This is a genomic window from Variovorax nivicola (assembly GCF_051216475.1).
GTDB lineage: Bacteria > Pseudomonadota > Gammaproteobacteria > Burkholderiales > Burkholderiaceae_C > Variovorax.
On the sequence record NZ_JBPJZK010000006.1, the window covers coordinates 67,120 to 82,285 of the forward strand.

Here is a 15,166-nt window from a genome sequence, read left to right on the forward strand (position 1 = left end):
ATGACGGTTTCCGTTCTTCTCTCGACGATCTCGCCGCTTCCGTCCGTCGCACACACTTCCTAGACTCGGCAGCAGCACTGAAAAGGAAGTCATGAAACTCAAAGGCGGATTCACCAACTACGGGCAACAGATTGGCGTGCTGATGCTCGACACGACATTTCCCCGGCCCCCTGGCGACATCGGCAATGCGCTTTCGTACGACTTTCCGGTGCGCTACAAGACGGTCAAGGGCGCGGTGCAGAGCAAGATCATGGGCGACCAGCCTGCGGCGGACCTCCTCGCGCCGTTCATCGAAGCGGCGCGTGAACTCGAAGCCGAAGGCGTGCGGGCCATCACCACGAGCTGCGGGTTCCTCGCGCCGTTCCAGAAGCAGCTTGCCGCAGCCGTGAACATTCCGGTCTTCGTATCCAGCCTGCTGCAGGCACCGTTGATCCACGCACTGCTGCCACCGGGAAAGATCATCGGCGTGTTCACCGAGCGGGCCCATCATCTCAACGACGACCACTTCAAGGGCGTCGGCTGGTCGACGGAGAAGATCCCGGTGCAGATCCAGGGCATGAAGCCGGATGCGGTGTTTCCCGCCACCTACATCGGTGGCCGTCTCGAGCTGGACACGGATGTACTCAAGGAAGAGATGCTCGGGATGACCAGGGAGTTCATGCAGACCTGCCCGAACCCCGGGGCCATCCTGTTCGAGTGCACGAACATGTGCCCCTTCAGCTCCTTCGTTGCCGCCGAATCCGGATTGCCGGTGTTCGACATCAACACGCTGATCAACACCTTCTTCCTCGCGTCGAACCCGCGCAAGTATCTGTAGCTACTGAGCGAGCGACGCCACTTCCGCGCTGCCCAGCGCGCCGCTGTAGATGCGGAAGTCGTCGATGCGCCCCTGCAGATACGGATCGCTGGAGAACTGCGAGCGGCCCAGCCAGTTCTGCGTCGTCGCGCCGAGATCGAAGGGCCCCAGGCTCATCTGCGCGTTGGAGCCGGCCTCGATGCCGTCCACGTACAAGGTGCCGAGCGCGCCGGACACGGTTACCGCAACGTGCACCCAACGGCCGGTCGGCAGTGCCGCGGAACCGTCGATCACCTGCTCGTTGTAGCCGTGGACGGTGGAGATCGCGAAACGCGGCATACCGGTGCCGCTGCGGGTGGTCAGCATCATGTAGCGGCGCTCGCCCGAGCCGAAGTCGAAGACCCGCGACCAGGTCGAGAGGCTGTCGATGTACAGCCAGGCGGTGATGCTGAAATCGGCAAGGTCCTTCGCCACGCCTGCGGGCAGGACGACATGGCCGCCGCCCGTGCCGCCGAGGACGACCGCATTGCCTGTGCGTCCGGCAACCAGGGCCGCGCCGCCTTGCAGTTCGCTGGCGGCAAACCGGCCGGTCGCGTCGGCCACCGAAGTGCCGCTCGTTTCGTCGAACTTGAGCTGCATCAGCAGCTCGGCCTTGATCGCCGCCCGCTCTTCGTTGGAGGCGGCGCTCTCGCCCGACGCGGTCGCTGCGACGACCACGTAGTACCAGACATCTCCGGCGCTGACGCTGGTGTCCGTGAACGTGAGCGTGTCTGTGATGGCGGGGGCGATGGTGGTGTACGGCCCGCCCGCGGTGCTCGCGCGCTTGACGGCATAGCTCTGCGCATCAGGGCAGCCCCACCATGACAGCACCACCTGCGTGCCGCGCGCACGCGCAGTGAGCCCGCTCGGCTTTCCCTGTGCCGCGAGCGGATCACGCGTGAATGTCAGGGTTCCGAAACCCAGTTGGTCGCCATTGCCGCCGTCCGACTCCGGACGCATCTGGATGGCCTGCAGCGAGGCATAGGGCGCAGCGACGCCCAGGCGATTCGCATAGTGGTTGTAGACGCTTTCCCAGATGCCGCGCCGGTGCCCCTGGCCGGCAGTCGACAACACCGACTGCGTGCCCTGCTTGTTGATGTTGGTGAAGAAGGGCACGGTGTAGAAGTCACCAGTGCTGCTGTCGGTCAGGTTGGACTTGGCGACGTACTCGGCGCCGGCGAGAAAGCGGTTGTTCTCGTAGCCGTACGTGTCGTCGCCCTGGTTCCACGCCATCTCGTGGAACGCGCCAGCGAGGCCGATGCCGAGGGTGCAGTGGCCCTGGTCGCGGCCGCTCTCCTGCCACTGGCCGAGATAGCCCGGATGCACCTGGTAGACCGCCTGCAGGCCGGCCCCGTTGCCCTGCCCGGTCTTGTAGTAGCTCATCGCCTCGTCGTAGATGTCCTGCCGGTCGCACAAGACGCCGATGGCCAGCATCGCCGCCAGGGTGCACTGGTCCCAGTTGGCCCAGTAGTTGGTGATCTCGGAGCCGTTGTGGTTGATCAGGAAGCTGTGGTTCAGCGGATAGAACACGGTGAGCATCATGTTCTGGAAGCGCGCGAAATCGGTGGCGGCCCAGCCCTCGTAGGTGCGCATGATCTCGGCCGCATTGGCGAACTGGTAGCCGTAGATGCCCGCCGCCAGGAAGCGGTCCGCATTGCCTGTGAGCATGGTCAGCGTGGACGACCATTCATTCAGGAAGACCACAGCCAGGTCGGCGTAGCGCTTGTCCTGCGAGACCTTCCAGCGCAGCGCCAGTTGATAGGCGCGTGCGATGTCGATGTACATCTGCGCGAAGTTCTGGCCGTCGCCACCGCGGATCACCGTCGCCAGCGGGCGGGGCGTGGCGCCCAATTGAGAACGGCCATTGGAAGTCAGTGCGTTCCAGCCGCTGAGCCAGGGCTGCGCCTGGTCCTTGACCTTCTGGCGCATGCGTTCGAAGTCGGCTTCGGTGTGGAGCAAGCCGGGGTGGGCGAACTTGCGTGCTTCGACGGACGGGGTTGTCGATTCAGGGACAACGACATTGGTATCGACTACTGCATCGGTCGATGCCGCGGTTGTCTGCTGCCCAGCGCCCGAAGCACCAGTGCCCGCCGCCATCGAGAAACCACCGCCTCCGCCACCGCAAGCCGTCGTTCCCAATGCAAGGGCGCTTGCCGTGCCCAGAAAAAATACGCGGCGGTCCAGGGAGAAGCCGTTCTTGTCGTCCAACGAATGTGCCATCTGCCAAATTTTTGTAAAAATTTGATTCAGCAACATGCATGCCATTCGCTCTGCGCCGCGCAACCGTGTGCCATTGGTAGCACGGATGAATGCATTGAGCGTGGATTGCGTTGGCGAATCGTGCAATCCCATGACATTGCTGTCACAGGCGGCTTGCGACAGCGCCAGAAATGTCGGCTATCGAAGAAAGCGGCCGGGCGCGAACGGGAGCGGATCGATGTCGCAAGGCTCACCGTGCATCAGCGACGCCAGCATGCGGGCCGTTCCCGGACCGGTGCTGAAGCCGATGTGCTGATGGCCGAACGCGAGCCAGAGGCCGGGATGCCGGGGGCATTCGCCGACGATCGGCCGGCTGTCCGGCAGCGTGGGCCGGCTTCCCAGCCAGGCCTCCGGTTCGAGACGGCTCTCCAGCGGAAACGCTTCGCGTGCCGCGCGCTCTGCAAGGTCGAGCTGAGCGAGGTTCTTCGGCGCATCGAGCCGCGCGAGTTGCACACCAGTGGACAGGCGAAGGCCCTGCTCCATGGGCGACAGCACATAGGCGCCGCCGGTGTCGTACACGGGCCGTCCGAGCGAGGCGTTGCCCACTGCGCTGTAGTGCATGTGATAGCCGCGTTCGAACGCCATCGGCACGGAGATGCCGAGCGACTTCTCCACGAACTCCCGGGTCCATGGCCCCAGCGCGAGCACGACCTGCGACGCCTCGTGCACCGCACCGCTCTCCTCGCGCAGCTGCCAGGTATCGCCTGCACCGGAGCGGCCGACTCCGCCGACAGCCGCCTGCCTGATCTGCCCTCCGCGCGCGACGAAGAGCCTGGCGTACGCCTCCACGACCTGGCCGGGGCTGTCCACCGAATCGGTGTCCTTGATCCACAACGTGCGCGGAAAGAGAGGCTTCAGATGAGGCTCGAGGTCCGAGAGCTCCTTCGCATTCAGCACCTGCGTTGCAACGCCGAAGCGCTCGAAGGTCTCGCGTGAAAGACGGCTGCCAGCAAAGCCCTCTTCGCTGCGATAGAGAAACAGCCACCCGTTGGTGCGCAGCCGATGCGCCGCGCCCGCCTCGACAAGCAGGCGCCGGTGCTCCGCCATCGAGAGCCGGATCAACGCGTCCAGCGCGGCGGTGGTCTCCTGGAACACGCTGGCACGCGCACTGGCGAGAAAGCGCACGGCCCACGCGAGGTTCTTTGCGAGGAACACGGGGTCATAGCGAAAGCTCGCCGCGGTGTTCTTCAACAGCCTCGGCAGCACCGACCACAGCCCGGGATGGTTGAACGGCATCAGCGAGCTGCGCGCGATCACGCCGGCGTTGCCGTACGAGGTCTCGCGGCCCGGTGCCGTGCGGTCGAAGAGCGTGACCTCATGCCCTCTGCGTTGGAGTTCCAGGGCGCACGACACGCCGACGATGCCGGCGCCCAGAATGGCAACAGTGTTCTTCTTCATCCCCTCGATTCTCGTTGCCGGCAAACGCTAGGCCAGGTACGCAACGTCCTCGGGCTGCAGCGCCAGCGGATCGAGCTCCTTCCTGGCGAGCCACGAATACACCGGCGGCACGCGGTCGGCCAGCGATTCGACGCGAATGTCCATGAGGCAGGGACCGTCGTAGTCGAAGGCTTCGTCCAGTGCCGCAACCAACTGCTCGGGCGTCTCGACCGTCCATGCCTTGAGGTCGAAGGCTTCCGCAATGGCCTGGCCGCGTGGCGGCAGGAAGTCGACGCCGAAGCATTCGTCGTGGCCCTTGAGGCGGTGCAGGCCCTTGATCCAACCGAAGCAGCCGTTGTTGAACAGCATCAGCAGCGCTGGGATCTTCTTGCGCACCAGCGTCTCGAGTTCGCCGACGGTCATGTTGAATGAGCCGTCGCCGAACATGCCGATGGGGCGGCGGCTCTTGTCCGCATACCAAGCGCCTACCACCGCGGGAATGGCCGAACCGAGCCCGCCGAAGGCGCGGGGAATCACGAAGCGGGTGCGGCGGTCGCCGATGCGCAGGAAGCGCGTCATGTAGGGCGTCGGCGTGCCGGCATCCGAGAGGATGTGCACGGCCTTGCCGTGCTCTTCGAGGCGACGGTTGAACTCGCGCACCACGCGCTCGGGCCGCAGCGGCACGTCGTTAAGCGACAGCACCGACTCGGCATGCGACCAGAAGTTAGAACGGTACGCGTTGAGGTGGTCGACCCAGTCCTGGTGCTTCGAGGTGTCGAAGTCCACGGGTGCTTCTGTCAGCATCTGCCGCAGCACGAGTTGCGCGTCGCCGGCAATCGACAGCAGGTTCTCGTAGTTGTTGGCCAGGCGCTCGGGGTCGATGTCGATCTGGACGACGCGCTTGTTCAGCGTGGTCTTCGGAAAGGTCCACCCCACGGTGACCACGGAGCCCATGCGCGAGCCGACGAAGACGACGAGGTCGGACTCTTCGAGCGCGCGGTTGGCATGCGGATGAAAGCCGTTGTCGCCGATCACGCCGATGGCCAGCTGATGCTCGTCCGGCAAGGCGCCCTGGCCGGTGATGGTGTTGACGACCGGAATGTTCAGCCGCACCGCGACATCGGTCAGCACGCTGCCGGCGCAAGAGCGGTTCACGCCGCCGCCTGCCACGAACAGCGGCTTGCGCGCGCTCTTGAGCAGGGCGAACAGCGCATCGAGCTTGCCGGGCGCGGGCGCCATCGGAAATGCGGGGAAGGTCTTGCACTCGGGCTCGGCATGCAGCGAGATCGTGGCAGGGTCGATCTCGGCGAGCAGCATGTCTTCCGGGATCTGCAGGTGCACGGCGCCGGGCGTGCCGGAGCAGGCAACGCGAAAGGCACGCCGGATGATTTCGGGCAGCTTGTCCGCCGACTTGACCTGCACCGACATCTTCGTGACGGGCTCGAACAGCTTCGCGCAATCGAGCTCGGTGATCATGCCGCGGCCTTCGCCGGGCAGCGGGAGGTCGATGGTCAGCAGGATGACCGGCACCGAGGACGCGTTCGATTCGGCAACCGGCGGCAGCGAGTACATGGCGCCGGCGCCCGACGGGCATTCGAAGATGCCGGGTTTGTCGGTGAGGCGCGCATAGGCGTCGGCCATGTAGCCCGCGGAGCGCTCGTCGCGCGCCATCACGTGCTCGATGTCGCCTATGCGGCGCTGCAGCGCCTCGTAGAACGGGACGTTGGTGTCCCCGGGCACGCCGAAGAGAACGTCGACGCCGTAGTTGATCAACATTTGCACGAGCACATCTGCACCACGCATGGGTAGCTCCAGTTTCAGGAAGGATGAATGAAGAGACAGGGGCGGCCGCCGGCCCCATGCCGGGTGCCGGCGCCGCGAAGGCGAACGGATCAGGCGGATGGATCGATCAGGCGTGCGCTGGCTCGCCCTTGGGCCTTGGCGCGGGCGCGAACGACGCCACGCCCAGGCCCTGGTAGTAATGGCCGACCTTGGTGGCGAGGAACTGCCCGAGCGGCGCCTGCTCCTGCCCGACGAAGCCTTGCGCGGGGAGCTGGCCTTGCCGCAGCAGCTCGAACACGCCGACGACGCCGGCGGCCGTGGTCAGCTCGATGGCGGTGCGGTCCTTGCCGCGCAGCGGCGCTCCGAACACACGCCCGACGCGCGTCTCCTGCTCGAAGCGGCCGTCGCGCATGCCCGAGGCCGATGCAAACAGGATCACCACGTCTTCGCGGCTGTGCGGCACGGCGTGCTCGAGCACCTGGCGCAGCAGGTCGCGGCGCTCGATCAGGCGCAGGTCGTGCAGCAGGAAGTTCATCGCGTCGCGATGGCCGGGGTAGCGGATGGTCTTGTAGTCGAGGTTGCGGACCTTGCCTTCGAGGGTCTCGCACAGCGTGCCCAGGCCGCCGGAGGTGTTGAAGGCCTCGAAGGCTTCGGCATCGAGCGTGAAGGTCTCGTGCCCTTCCATCGGCTGCACCGACACCAGCTGGCCGTTCACGATGGCGTCGCACGGGTTGCAGTACTCGTTGATGACGCCGTCGATGCTCCATGTGAAGTTGTAGCGCAGACTGTTGGTGGCATTGCGCGTGAGCGCGCCTACGCGCAGGCGCAGGTCGTAGAGCTCGTCGAAGCGGCTGGCGAGGTAGCCGCCGAGCATGCCGATCACGCCGGGCGCCAGGCCGCTCTGCGGCATGAGGACCGAGGTCGCCGTCTTCGAGATCTCGCGGATGGCCTTGGTTGCCGCCACGTCCTCGGTGAGATCGAAGTAATGCACGCCGCATGCGGCGGCTTCGGTGGCCACGCGCTGCGCGAGGAAGAACGGCAGGCAGTTGATCACCACCGAGTGCGCGCGCAGCGTGGTGCGCAGGTCTTCGGTGCTTTCCACATCGAGCGCGATGCGCCGCACCAGCGGGTCGTTTTCGTCGCCGCGGCCCGGCCTCACGTCGGCCAGCGTCACGGGCAGGCGGTGGTATTCCGCAATCATGTCGGCCACGGTGCTGCCGACCTTGCCGGCACCCAGAACCAGAACTTTCTCGATCTTCACTTTGGTCATTTCGTTTCTCCTGCGGGGCACCGTCGCCCTGTAAAAGAACTGTAAAAGTGAGTCTTGGCAGTTGGTAGAGAGCAGATCGGCGAAAGGGCTGCACGCTTCGTCGATACGACGACGCTGTTCGTCAGCTTGAACTGTCGCAGGGGTGGTAATGACTTTCGGGTCTGAAGTCGCTGCGCGCAACGAAACGCCGCATGCCCTGCCGAAACCGGCGAAACGACGCGCCGGGCTGCATTTCGCCGAAGACGCCGACGGTATGACGAGAGAATTCCGTCGTCCTGACGATGTGCCGCGTTGATTGTGACAGTCCGGACTTCTAGACTTGGACCCGGGCTGGAAAGCGATACTTTCCTTTTCTTTTTGTGGCGAGCTTCTTGCTTGGAGTGAACGTGCTTACCAAACGAATCCTTTTCCGTGCCCTAGTGGCTGTGACAACCGTCTGCGCGCTGGGCTCGACCTTCGCCCAGGAATCCGCCGAAAGCTCGCTGGCCCGCGTGCAACGCACCAAGGTATTGCGCGTCGGTGCCGTCGCAGGCGCCATTCCATATTTCGCCAAGGACATCACCACCGGCAAGTGGGAAGGCTTCGGCCCCGACTTCGCGGAGAGCCTGGGGCAGAAGCTCGGCGCCAAGGTCGAGTACGTCGAGACCACCTGGGGCAACGCGGTGCTCGACCTGCAGTCCAACAAGATCGACGCGATGTTCGGCATGGCCCCCACGCCGGCCCGCAAGGAAGTGGTGGGCTTCTCCGACACGCTCTTCGACAACACCTACACGGTGGTGTGCAAGAAGGGCGTGCCGCAGAAGACCTGGGAGCAGCTGAACTCGCCCGACATGAAGATCGTGGTGGACGTCGGCTCCAGCCATGACCAGCTCGCCACGCGCGTGCTGCCCAAGGCCGATGTCTCGCGCCTGGAAAACTCGGGCGCCGCCACGATGTCGCTGCAGGCCGGCCGCTCCGATTGCCAGGTGCTCGTGATCCTGCTGGCCCAGCCGCTGCTCGCCAAGCGCGGCTCCATCGGCACCATGTACATCCCGCAGCCGGTCTACACCGCCCCGGTGAGCATCGGCCTGCGCAAAGAGACCGACACCGGCATGCAGAAGGCCGTCAACACCTGGCTGACCGATGTCCGCGCGAAGGGCGAAGTCCGCAGCATCATCCTGAAGAACATGGAGAAACTCGCGGGCGTGCCCGCCAGTGCCTTCCCGCCCGAAATCAAGTTCTGAGGACGCCCCGATGGACAGCGTGGAATCTTCGAGCGAGCCGAAGAGCCGCTCCCAGCTCGGCACCGCCCTGCTGATCGTCCTGGCCCTCGCGGGCGCCTGGGCCGCCCTGCGGCACTTCTCGGGCGGTGCCCTGGGAGGCGGTGCAGGCGGCTACGACTGGGACTTCGGCGTGCTCTGGAAATACCGCAGCCTGCTGGTGTCGGGCCTGCTCTACACCCTGCTCTTTACGGTGATCTGCGTGGTGCTGGGGCTGCTCGTCGGCCTGGCGACGGGCCTGGGCCGGCTGTCGAGCAACCCGCTCATCACCGCGCCGCTGCGCGCCTACATCGAAGTCTTCCGCTGCACGCCGGTGCTGGTGCAGCTCGTGTGGTTCTACTACGCGCTGCCGGTGCTGACCGGGCTCGAGATGTCGGCGGTCGTGGCCGCCACGCTGTGCCTGTCGCTGTACGGCGGGGCCTTCTATTCGGAGATCGTGCGCGGCGGGATCATCTCGATCGACGCTGGCCAGACCGAAGCCGCCAAGGCGCTCGGCATGACGCGGCTGCAGCTGCTGCGCCGCGTGATCCTTCCGCAGGCCTTCAAGAAGATGGTGCCGCCGCTGATGAACCAGTCGATCATGCAGCTGAAGAACACTTCGCTGCTGTCGGTGCTGGCCGTTCCTGACCTGCTGTATCAGGGCCAGGTCATCGCCCACGACACCTACCGGCCGCTGGAGCTCTACACCTTCATCGCCATCGCCTACTTCGCGGTTCTGCTGCCCATCACGATCTGGGCCAAGCGCATGGAATTCGGCTCCGGCCCGAAAGAGGTTTGACATGGCCCGCCCCCTGATCGAAATCGCCAACCTGAAGAAAGCCTTCGGGCAGAACGTCGTCCTGAAGGACATCTCGCTGCAGATCGAACGCGGCCAGGTGGTCGCGATGATCGGGCCCTCGGGCTCCGGCAAGTCGACGCTGCTGCGGTGCATCAACCTGCTGTCGATTCCGAATGCCGGGCGCATCACGGTCGGCGAGCAGACCATCGAGTTCGACGGCGCGCGCACCACGCTGCCCAGCGAGCGCAGCCTGGCGCGCTTCCGGGCCTCGACCGGCATGGTGTTCCAGCACTTCAACCTCTTCCCTCACATGACCGCGCTGCGCAACGTGATGGAAGGACCGGTCACCGTGCTGAAGACGCCCAAGGCGCAGGCCGAGGCCGAGGCGCGCGCGCTGCTGGCGAAGGTCGGCCTGCTCGACCGGGCCGACTACTACCCCGACAAGCTCTCGGGTGGGCAGAAGCAGCGCGTTGCGATTGCGCGCGCGCTGGCCATGAAGCCCACGGTGATGCTGTTCGACGAAGCGACTTCCGCGCTCGACCCGGAACTGGTCGGCGAAGTGCTCAACGTCATCAAGGGCCTGGCCCGCGAAGGCATGACGATGATCCTGGTGACGCACGAGATCGGCTTTGCGCGCGAAGTGGCCGACCAGGTGATCTTCATGCGTGACGGCGTCGTCGCCGAATGCGGCCCGCCGGGCATCGTGATCGACAACCCGCAGCAGGAATCGACGCGTGCCTTCCTGGGGCGCTTCAAGGCCTCGTCGGAAGCCGCGAGCAATAGCAGCAGCAGCAACGTCGTCGTCGCGGCCGTGGCGTGAGCACGCCGCCCTGGCACTCGGGCCAGTGCCACTGCGGCGCGGTCCGGTTCGATTTCTCGTCGGACCTCGTCAAGGGCGTTCAATGCAACTGCAGCTACTGCATCCGCAAGGCGGCGCTGCATCACCGCGTGACGGCGGACCGGTTCATCTTGAGGTCGGGGCAAGAAGAGCTGTCGGTCTACCGCTTCGGCACGCAGCGCGCCGCGCACTTCTTCTGCCGGCACTGCGGCATCCACACGCACTGCCACCCGCGCTCGGCGCCCGAGCAGGTGAACGTGAACCTGCACTGCGTGGACGAGGTCGCCACGATGGACCCCGCCATCGAGATCTCAACGTACGACGGCCGCAGCTGGGGCGCGTGACTTCGACGATGCACCCGACGACGGCCGCGATGCGGCGGCTTCGGCCACCAGCCAGTCGCGGAACGCCCGCACCAGGCGATTCTCTGCGGCGACTTCCGGCACCACGACGTAGTAGGCCCGCTGCGTCAGCAGCGCTTCGCGGAACAGCACGATCAGCCGGTCGGAGGCCAGCTCTTCCTCGACGAGGAACTTCGGAACCAGCGCAATGCCGAGGCCATTGGCCGCAGCTTGCGCGAGCATGGCGAAGTGCTCGAAGCGCGGGCCGCGCATTGCATGCGCCGCGCTCACCTTGACCTGCTCGAACCACTCCGACCACTGCATGGGACGCGACGACTGATGCAGAAGGCACTGGCCCGCAATGTCTTCGCGCGTGTGGATGCCGCTGCGGCGCTTGAACTCGGGACTGCACACCGGAACCACGCTTTCCCCAAGCAGGTAGTCGCAGGAGGCGCCCGGCCAGAAGTCGGCGCCGAAGTGAATCGCGGCATCGAAGGGCTCGCGCGCGAAATCGAAGGGCTCGGTGCGCGCCGCGAAGTTGACCGTCACGCCCGGGTGCAGCGCGGCAAAGCGCTTCATGCGCGGAATCAGCCATCGCGTGCCGAAGGTTGGCAGCACCGCGAGGTTGAGCACTTCGCCCATGCCGCCCATGGTCATCACGCGCTGTGTGGCGCCGGACACGCCATCGAGCCCGCTGCGAAGCTCTGCCGCATACACGCGGCCGGCCTCGGTGAGCACCACGCGCTGCCGCACGCGATGAAAAAGCGCCGTGCCGAGCTGCTCTTCGAGCAGCTTGATCTGCCGCGAGATGGCGCTCTGGGTCAGGTGCAGTTCCTGCGCGGCGCGCGAAATGCTGGCGTGGCGTGCCGCGCTCTCGAAGGCCAGCAGCTGGCCCATGGGGGGAAGAAATTCGCGTCTGAACATGATGATCAAAACGTAAGACTGTTGGCACCAATCTTGAATGCAGGGTGCTGGATGGCGGCCCGAGTTGATTCCAGTTTGACATGAAATCGTTCCGAGTTTTCGCTATCCACCATCCGTTGCTTTGACGATAGTGATGCCCCCGACACCGGCGCCCGGGCACTCGCTTCGATCGGGTCACAATCCATTCATTTCCGCTGCAGGGGCCGCCATGGACCTACGACTCGACGACCTGGACCGCCATCTGTTGACGCTGCTGCAGGCCAATGCGCGCGAGCCCGCCGCCAACCTCGCACGCAAGCTCAAGATCGCCAGGACCACCGTGGTCGCACGCATCGCGCGGCTGGAGCGCGAGGGCATCGTCTCCGGGTACGGGGTGCGCCTCGGCCAGCGGCTGGAGCAGGCCGCGGTGCGGGCCTTCTGCGGCCTCAGCGTCAATGCGAAGAGCGCGCCCATGATCATCAAGGCGCTCGGGCGCTTGCCCGAAGTGGAGGAGGTCTGGGCCGTGAGCGGCCAGTTCGACTACATGGTCCTGCTGCGGTGCGGCACACCCGAACAGCTGGACACGCTGCTCGACCAGATGGGGCAGATCGACGGCGTCAACCAGACGCAGACCTCAATCGTGCTGAGCCGCAAGATCGATCGCCGCAGCACGGTGGAGTGAATGGCAAGCCCCATGACAGCGATCCGCGATGCCGATGCCTTCCTCGGCGTGCTGATGCTCGACACGCGCTTCCCGCGGCCGCCGGGCGACATCGGCAATCCGGAGACCTTCAGTCGCCATGGCATCCCGGTGCGGTTTCATGTGGTCACGGGCGCTTCGCCCGAGCGCATCGTGAAGCAGGCCGACCCGGCGCTGCTGCAGCCTTTCGTCGATGCCGCGCGAGTGATGGTCGAAAGTGGCGCGGCGATGATCACGACCAGCTGCGGCTTTCTGGCTGCCTACCAGGACACGTTGGCCAACGCGGTGCCCATTCCCGTCGTCACTTCGAGCCTGCTGCAGTGCAAAGACTTCGCGCGGCCGGGCATCCTGACCTTCGATGCGGCTTCGTTGAGCCCCGCCATCCTGGCCATGGCCGGCGTGCCGCAGGCAACGCCCGTGCAGGGCATGGAGCCGGGGTGCGAGTTTCACCGGCGCATCCTCAACAACGAAACGCAGCTTGACCTCGAGGAGGCCGGCCGGAATGTGGTCGACGCCGCATGCCGCCTTGTAGGCCTGTCGCCATCGGTCGAGGACATCGTGCTCGAGTGCACCAACATGCCGCCCTACCGCGAGGCGATTGCGCGTGCGACAGGGCGGCGCGTGCACGACATCGAAACGCTGCTGGTCGCGCGTTGGGCGCAACGCGGGAAGACCCACAGCAAGTAAAGGCGCGCCGCAAGCCGGCCGCCTCTTCCGCCTCCCTGAATTCCCTGACTGCGGGCACGCCATCGGCGGCAGCCCGGGCACCGCCGACGGCCGAATTGCGCGACCAATACAGCCCCCACTTTGGTGCCAATACAGTTATTTATAACGATTTAAACCGTAAATGGAATGCCTTCAACAAGGCACCGTACGATCCGCTCGGGTTCAATTGTTTTAATTCTTCAATCTCCTTTTCAGGCAAATCCAGACAGTTAATCCTTTTTATTTAATTCGATAAATCATCAATCCCGAAAGGGATTTTTTGGCCCAACTGATGCCGAAGGCTGTTTATCGCCTCGGATTTCCTTTTCTTCATCTCATGGAGATTTTATGGACAGCAACTCCGGTCGATCGATATTTCCCGCGCCGCACCCCAGCATCGCGTGGATGGATGGTGAATTTGTCAATTGGGAGCAATGCACTTTGCATGTTCGCACCCAGGCTGGATTTTTTGGCGCAAACATATTTGAAGGACTTCGCGCTTATTGGGACGAATCCACTCAAAAATCGTACATCTTCCGCTTGGATGACCATCTGAAACGACTCGAGCAGTCGATGAAGATCATGCGGATGAAGTCGCGCTTCGATACGCCAACGCTCCGCCAGGCGACAGTCGACCTGCTGAGCCGCTGCGAATTTCAGGCGCACGCGCAAATCAACCTGTCGACGTATTTCAGATATTCCGGCCCCGGCGAGCCGCTGGTCGCCACCGAAGATACGGGCGCGCACATTACCGCAATTCCGCTGCCGCGCTCTCCAAAGATTGAGAAAGGGGTTGCCGCCGCAATTTCCACCTGGCGCCGAATTTCTGATGACTGCATTCCACCGCGTGCCAAGGTCGCGGCCAATTATCAAAACAGCCGCCTTGCACAAAACGAAGCGCGCGATAACGGTTTTGATATCGCAATCATCCTGAATAACAGGGGCAAGGTGTCCGAAGGCCCGGCGGCGTGCCTTTTCATCATCAGGGATGGCGTGCTCATTACGCCTCCGACATTCGCCGATATCCTGGAAAGCCTGACCCGCGACACGCTGATCGTGCTGGCCAGGGAAAAATTGGGGCTGCAGGTCGTGGAGCGCGAAATCGATCGCACCGAATTGCTGATTTCCGACGAAGTCCTGATGTGCGGCACCCTGTTCGAAATACTCCCCGTGACTTCCGTCGATCGCCTGCCCATCGGCGACGGAGAAGTGGGGCCCATCACCCGCCAGCTGCAGGCGCATTACCTGAAGACGGTGACGGGCGGATACCCCGAATATTCGTCCTGGTGCACCGAGGTGGCTGCGCCGCCCGCGGTGCTTCCACCCAAGGTCACGCTGACTCACCGGGAAGCCATCGAGTGGGTGGACAGCGCCGACAACGCCTACCCGTGGGCCAAGGCGAGCCTGGAGGACTTCAGCGGCTACCTGCGGGAGCCGAGCAAGTTTCCATGCAACTTCGCGCGCACGGCGTTCCGCACGAACACGCTGCATTTCGTCTTCGCGGGCTCCGACACCGATCCACTCGAACTCGCTCGCGTGCGCCAGGGGCTGCGCGAATACCTGAAGACGGTTTCGGTGATGACGGGGATCGAGGAATCCATGAACGTGCTGGTGATCCTGTTCAAGCCCGAAGCACAGGAGCAGCCGCTCGATCACTACCACCAGACCGCGTGGCACATCATGCAAGACTGGGTCGACAACGATCCCGAACCGTGGCCGCCCGAGATTCCCACCGACCCCGAGCAGCCGTTCTGGAGCCTGTGCTTCGCGGGTGTGCCGCTCTTCATCAACGTCAGCGCGCCGGCGCACCGGCACCGCAAGAGCCGCAATCTCGGTCAGTCGCTGGCCATGGTCACGCAGCCGCGGGCGGGTTTCGATCTGCTCGCCGGCCCCACGCCGGAGGGCGACAAGGTGAGGCAGCGAATCCGCCGGCAGGTGGAGCTGTACGACGGGCAGCCGGCGCCGGACGTCGTCGGCACCTATCACCGGGGCGACCTCGAGTGGAAGCAGTACGTCTTCACGGACACCAACGACGAGAAGCTGACCCGCTGCCCGCTGCACATCGACGCCGCAGCGCCCACGCTGCAACGCCGCACGGGCTGAAGAAGAAAGATGGAGA

General features: G+C 64.7%; 13 protein-coding genes. 8 read left to right on the top strand and 5 right to left on the bottom strand.

What is annotated here, in order from left to right; genetic code table 11:
* The first annotated feature begins 91 nt into the window (after nt 1-91).
* A complete protein-coding gene (locus ACSFBF_RS23985) occupies nt 92-817 on the top strand; it encodes an aspartate/glutamate racemase family protein (protein ID WP_435471368.1) in 726 nt (241 codons plus the stop codon).
* Here ACSFBF_RS23985 and ACSFBF_RS23990 read toward each other — a convergent pair whose 3' ends face one another.
* The 4 genes from ACSFBF_RS23990 to ACSFBF_RS24005 form a co-directional block, all read right to left on the bottom strand.
* Nucleotides 818-3,055: a LamG-like jellyroll fold domain-containing protein gene (locus tag ACSFBF_RS23990; RefSeq protein ID WP_435471370.1), complete on the bottom strand. Its 2,238-nt coding sequence runs from the start codon at nt 3,053-3,055 to the stop codon at nt 818-820.
* A 177-nt stretch (nt 3,056-3,232) separates the two neighbouring features.
* Nucleotides 3,233-4,492, bottom strand: a complete 1,260-nt coding sequence (locus tag ACSFBF_RS23995) for an NAD(P)/FAD-dependent oxidoreductase (protein WP_435471372.1) — start codon at nt 4,490-4,492, stop codon at nt 3,233-3,235.
* A 27-nt stretch (nt 4,493-4,519) separates the two neighbouring features.
* On the bottom strand, nt 4,520-6,274 hold the full coding sequence (locus ACSFBF_RS24000; RefSeq protein WP_435471374.1) for a thiamine pyrophosphate-binding protein: 1,755 nt from the start codon (nt 6,272-6,274) through the stop codon (nt 4,520-4,522).
* 106 nt (nt 6,275-6,380) lie between these two features.
* Complete coding sequence (locus ACSFBF_RS24005) at nt 6,381-7,523, bottom strand: saccharopine dehydrogenase family protein (protein ID WP_435471376.1); 1,143 nt, start codon at nt 7,521-7,523, stop codon at nt 6,381-6,383.
* 425 nt (nt 7,524-7,948) lie between these two features.
* On the opposite strand from ACSFBF_RS24005, the gene ACSFBF_RS24010 reads away from it, so the two are divergent.
* From ACSFBF_RS24010 to ACSFBF_RS24025, 4 genes are read left to right on the top strand one after another with little or no spacing between them, the layout of a single operon-like run.
* A complete protein-coding gene (locus ACSFBF_RS24010; protein ID WP_435471378.1) occupies nt 7,949-8,746 on the top strand; it encodes a transporter substrate-binding domain-containing protein in 798 nt (265 codons plus the stop codon).
* Between the two features lie 10 nt (nt 8,747-8,756).
* Nucleotides 8,757-9,560, top strand: a complete 804-nt coding sequence (locus ACSFBF_RS24015) for an amino acid ABC transporter permease (protein ID WP_435471380.1) — start codon at nt 8,757-8,759, stop codon at nt 9,558-9,560.
* A gap of 1 nt (nt 9,561) precedes the next feature.
* Nucleotides 9,562-10,380, top strand: coding sequence for an amino acid ABC transporter ATP-binding protein (locus tag ACSFBF_RS24020; protein ID WP_435471382.1), 819 nt, complete (start codon nt 9,562-9,564; stop codon nt 10,378-10,380).
* Entirely contained in the window at nt 10,377-10,742 is a 366-nt protein-coding gene (locus tag ACSFBF_RS24025) for a GFA family protein (RefSeq protein WP_435471384.1), read from the top strand. The genes ACSFBF_RS24020 and ACSFBF_RS24025 overlap by 4 nt, the downstream gene beginning before the upstream one ends.
* Here ACSFBF_RS24025 and ACSFBF_RS24030 read toward each other — a convergent pair.
* Nucleotides 10,710-11,663 carry a LysR family transcriptional regulator gene (locus ACSFBF_RS24030; RefSeq protein ID WP_435471386.1) on the bottom strand — a complete coding sequence of 318 codons (954 nt, stop codon included), beginning with the start codon at nt 11,661-11,663 and terminating at the stop codon, nt 10,710-10,712. The genes ACSFBF_RS24025 and ACSFBF_RS24030 overlap by 33 nt on opposite strands.
* A 208-nt stretch (nt 11,664-11,871) precedes the next feature.
* Here ACSFBF_RS24030 and ACSFBF_RS24035 point away from each other — a divergent pair, with 208 nt between their 5' ends.
* The 3 genes from ACSFBF_RS24035 to ACSFBF_RS24045 all read left to right on the top strand — a co-directional run bounded on the left by ACSFBF_RS24035 (nt 11,872) and on the right by ACSFBF_RS24045 (nt 15,150).
* Entirely contained in the window at nt 11,872-12,324 is a 453-nt protein-coding gene (locus ACSFBF_RS24035; protein ID WP_435471387.1) for an Lrp/AsnC family transcriptional regulator, read from the top strand.
* Between the two features lie 12 nt (nt 12,325-12,336).
* The gene (locus ACSFBF_RS24040) at nt 12,337-13,029 is read left to right on the top strand and encodes an aspartate/glutamate racemase family protein (protein ID WP_435471389.1); all 693 of its coding nucleotides are present in this window, start codon (nt 12,337-12,339) and stop codon (nt 13,027-13,029) included.
* A 366-nt stretch (nt 13,030-13,395) separates the two neighbouring features.
* On the top strand, nt 13,396-15,150 hold the full coding sequence (locus ACSFBF_RS24045) for a branched-chain amino acid transaminase (protein ID WP_435471391.1): 1,755 nt from the start codon (nt 13,396-13,398) through the stop codon (nt 15,148-15,150).
* Nucleotides 15,151-15,166: the final 16 nt, after the last annotated feature.

What these genes read in the sequence shown, in the direction of transcription:
- ACSFBF_RS24045 (WP_435471391.1), top strand. Translation starts at nt 13,396, where the DNA reads ATGGACAGCAACTCCGGTCGATCGATATTTCCCGCGCCGCACCCCAGC.
- ACSFBF_RS24005 (WP_435471376.1), bottom strand. Translation starts at nt 7,523, where the DNA reads ATGACCAAAGTGAAGATCGAGAAAGTTCTGGTTCTGGGTGCCGGCAAG.
- ACSFBF_RS23990 (WP_435471370.1), bottom strand. Translation starts at nt 3,055, where the DNA reads ATGGCACATTCGTTGGACGACAAGAACGGCTTCTCCCTGGACCGCCGC.
- ACSFBF_RS23995 (WP_435471372.1), bottom strand. Translation starts at nt 4,492, where the DNA reads ATGAAGAAGAACACTGTTGCCATTCTGGGCGCCGGCATCGTCGGCGTG.
- ACSFBF_RS23985 (WP_435471368.1), top strand. Translation starts at nt 92, where the DNA reads ATGAAACTCAAAGGCGGATTCACCAACTACGGGCAACAGATTGGCGTG.
- ACSFBF_RS24000 (WP_435471374.1), bottom strand. Translation starts at nt 6,274, where the DNA reads ATGCGTGGTGCAGATGTGCTCGTGCAAATGTTGATCAACTACGGCGTC.
- ACSFBF_RS24030 (WP_435471386.1), bottom strand. Translation starts at nt 11,663, where the DNA reads ATGTTCAGACGCGAATTTCTTCCCCCCATGGGCCAGCTGCTGGCCTTC.
- ACSFBF_RS24040 (WP_435471389.1), top strand. Translation starts at nt 12,337, where the DNA reads ATGACAGCGATCCGCGATGCCGATGCCTTCCTCGGCGTGCTGATGCTC.
- ACSFBF_RS24015 (WP_435471380.1), top strand. Translation starts at nt 8,757, where the DNA reads ATGGACAGCGTGGAATCTTCGAGCGAGCCGAAGAGCCGCTCCCAGCTC.
- ACSFBF_RS24020 (WP_435471382.1), top strand. Translation starts at nt 9,562, where the DNA reads ATGGCCCGCCCCCTGATCGAAATCGCCAACCTGAAGAAAGCCTTCGGG.
- ACSFBF_RS24035 (WP_435471387.1), top strand. Translation starts at nt 11,872, where the DNA reads ATGGACCTACGACTCGACGACCTGGACCGCCATCTGTTGACGCTGCTG.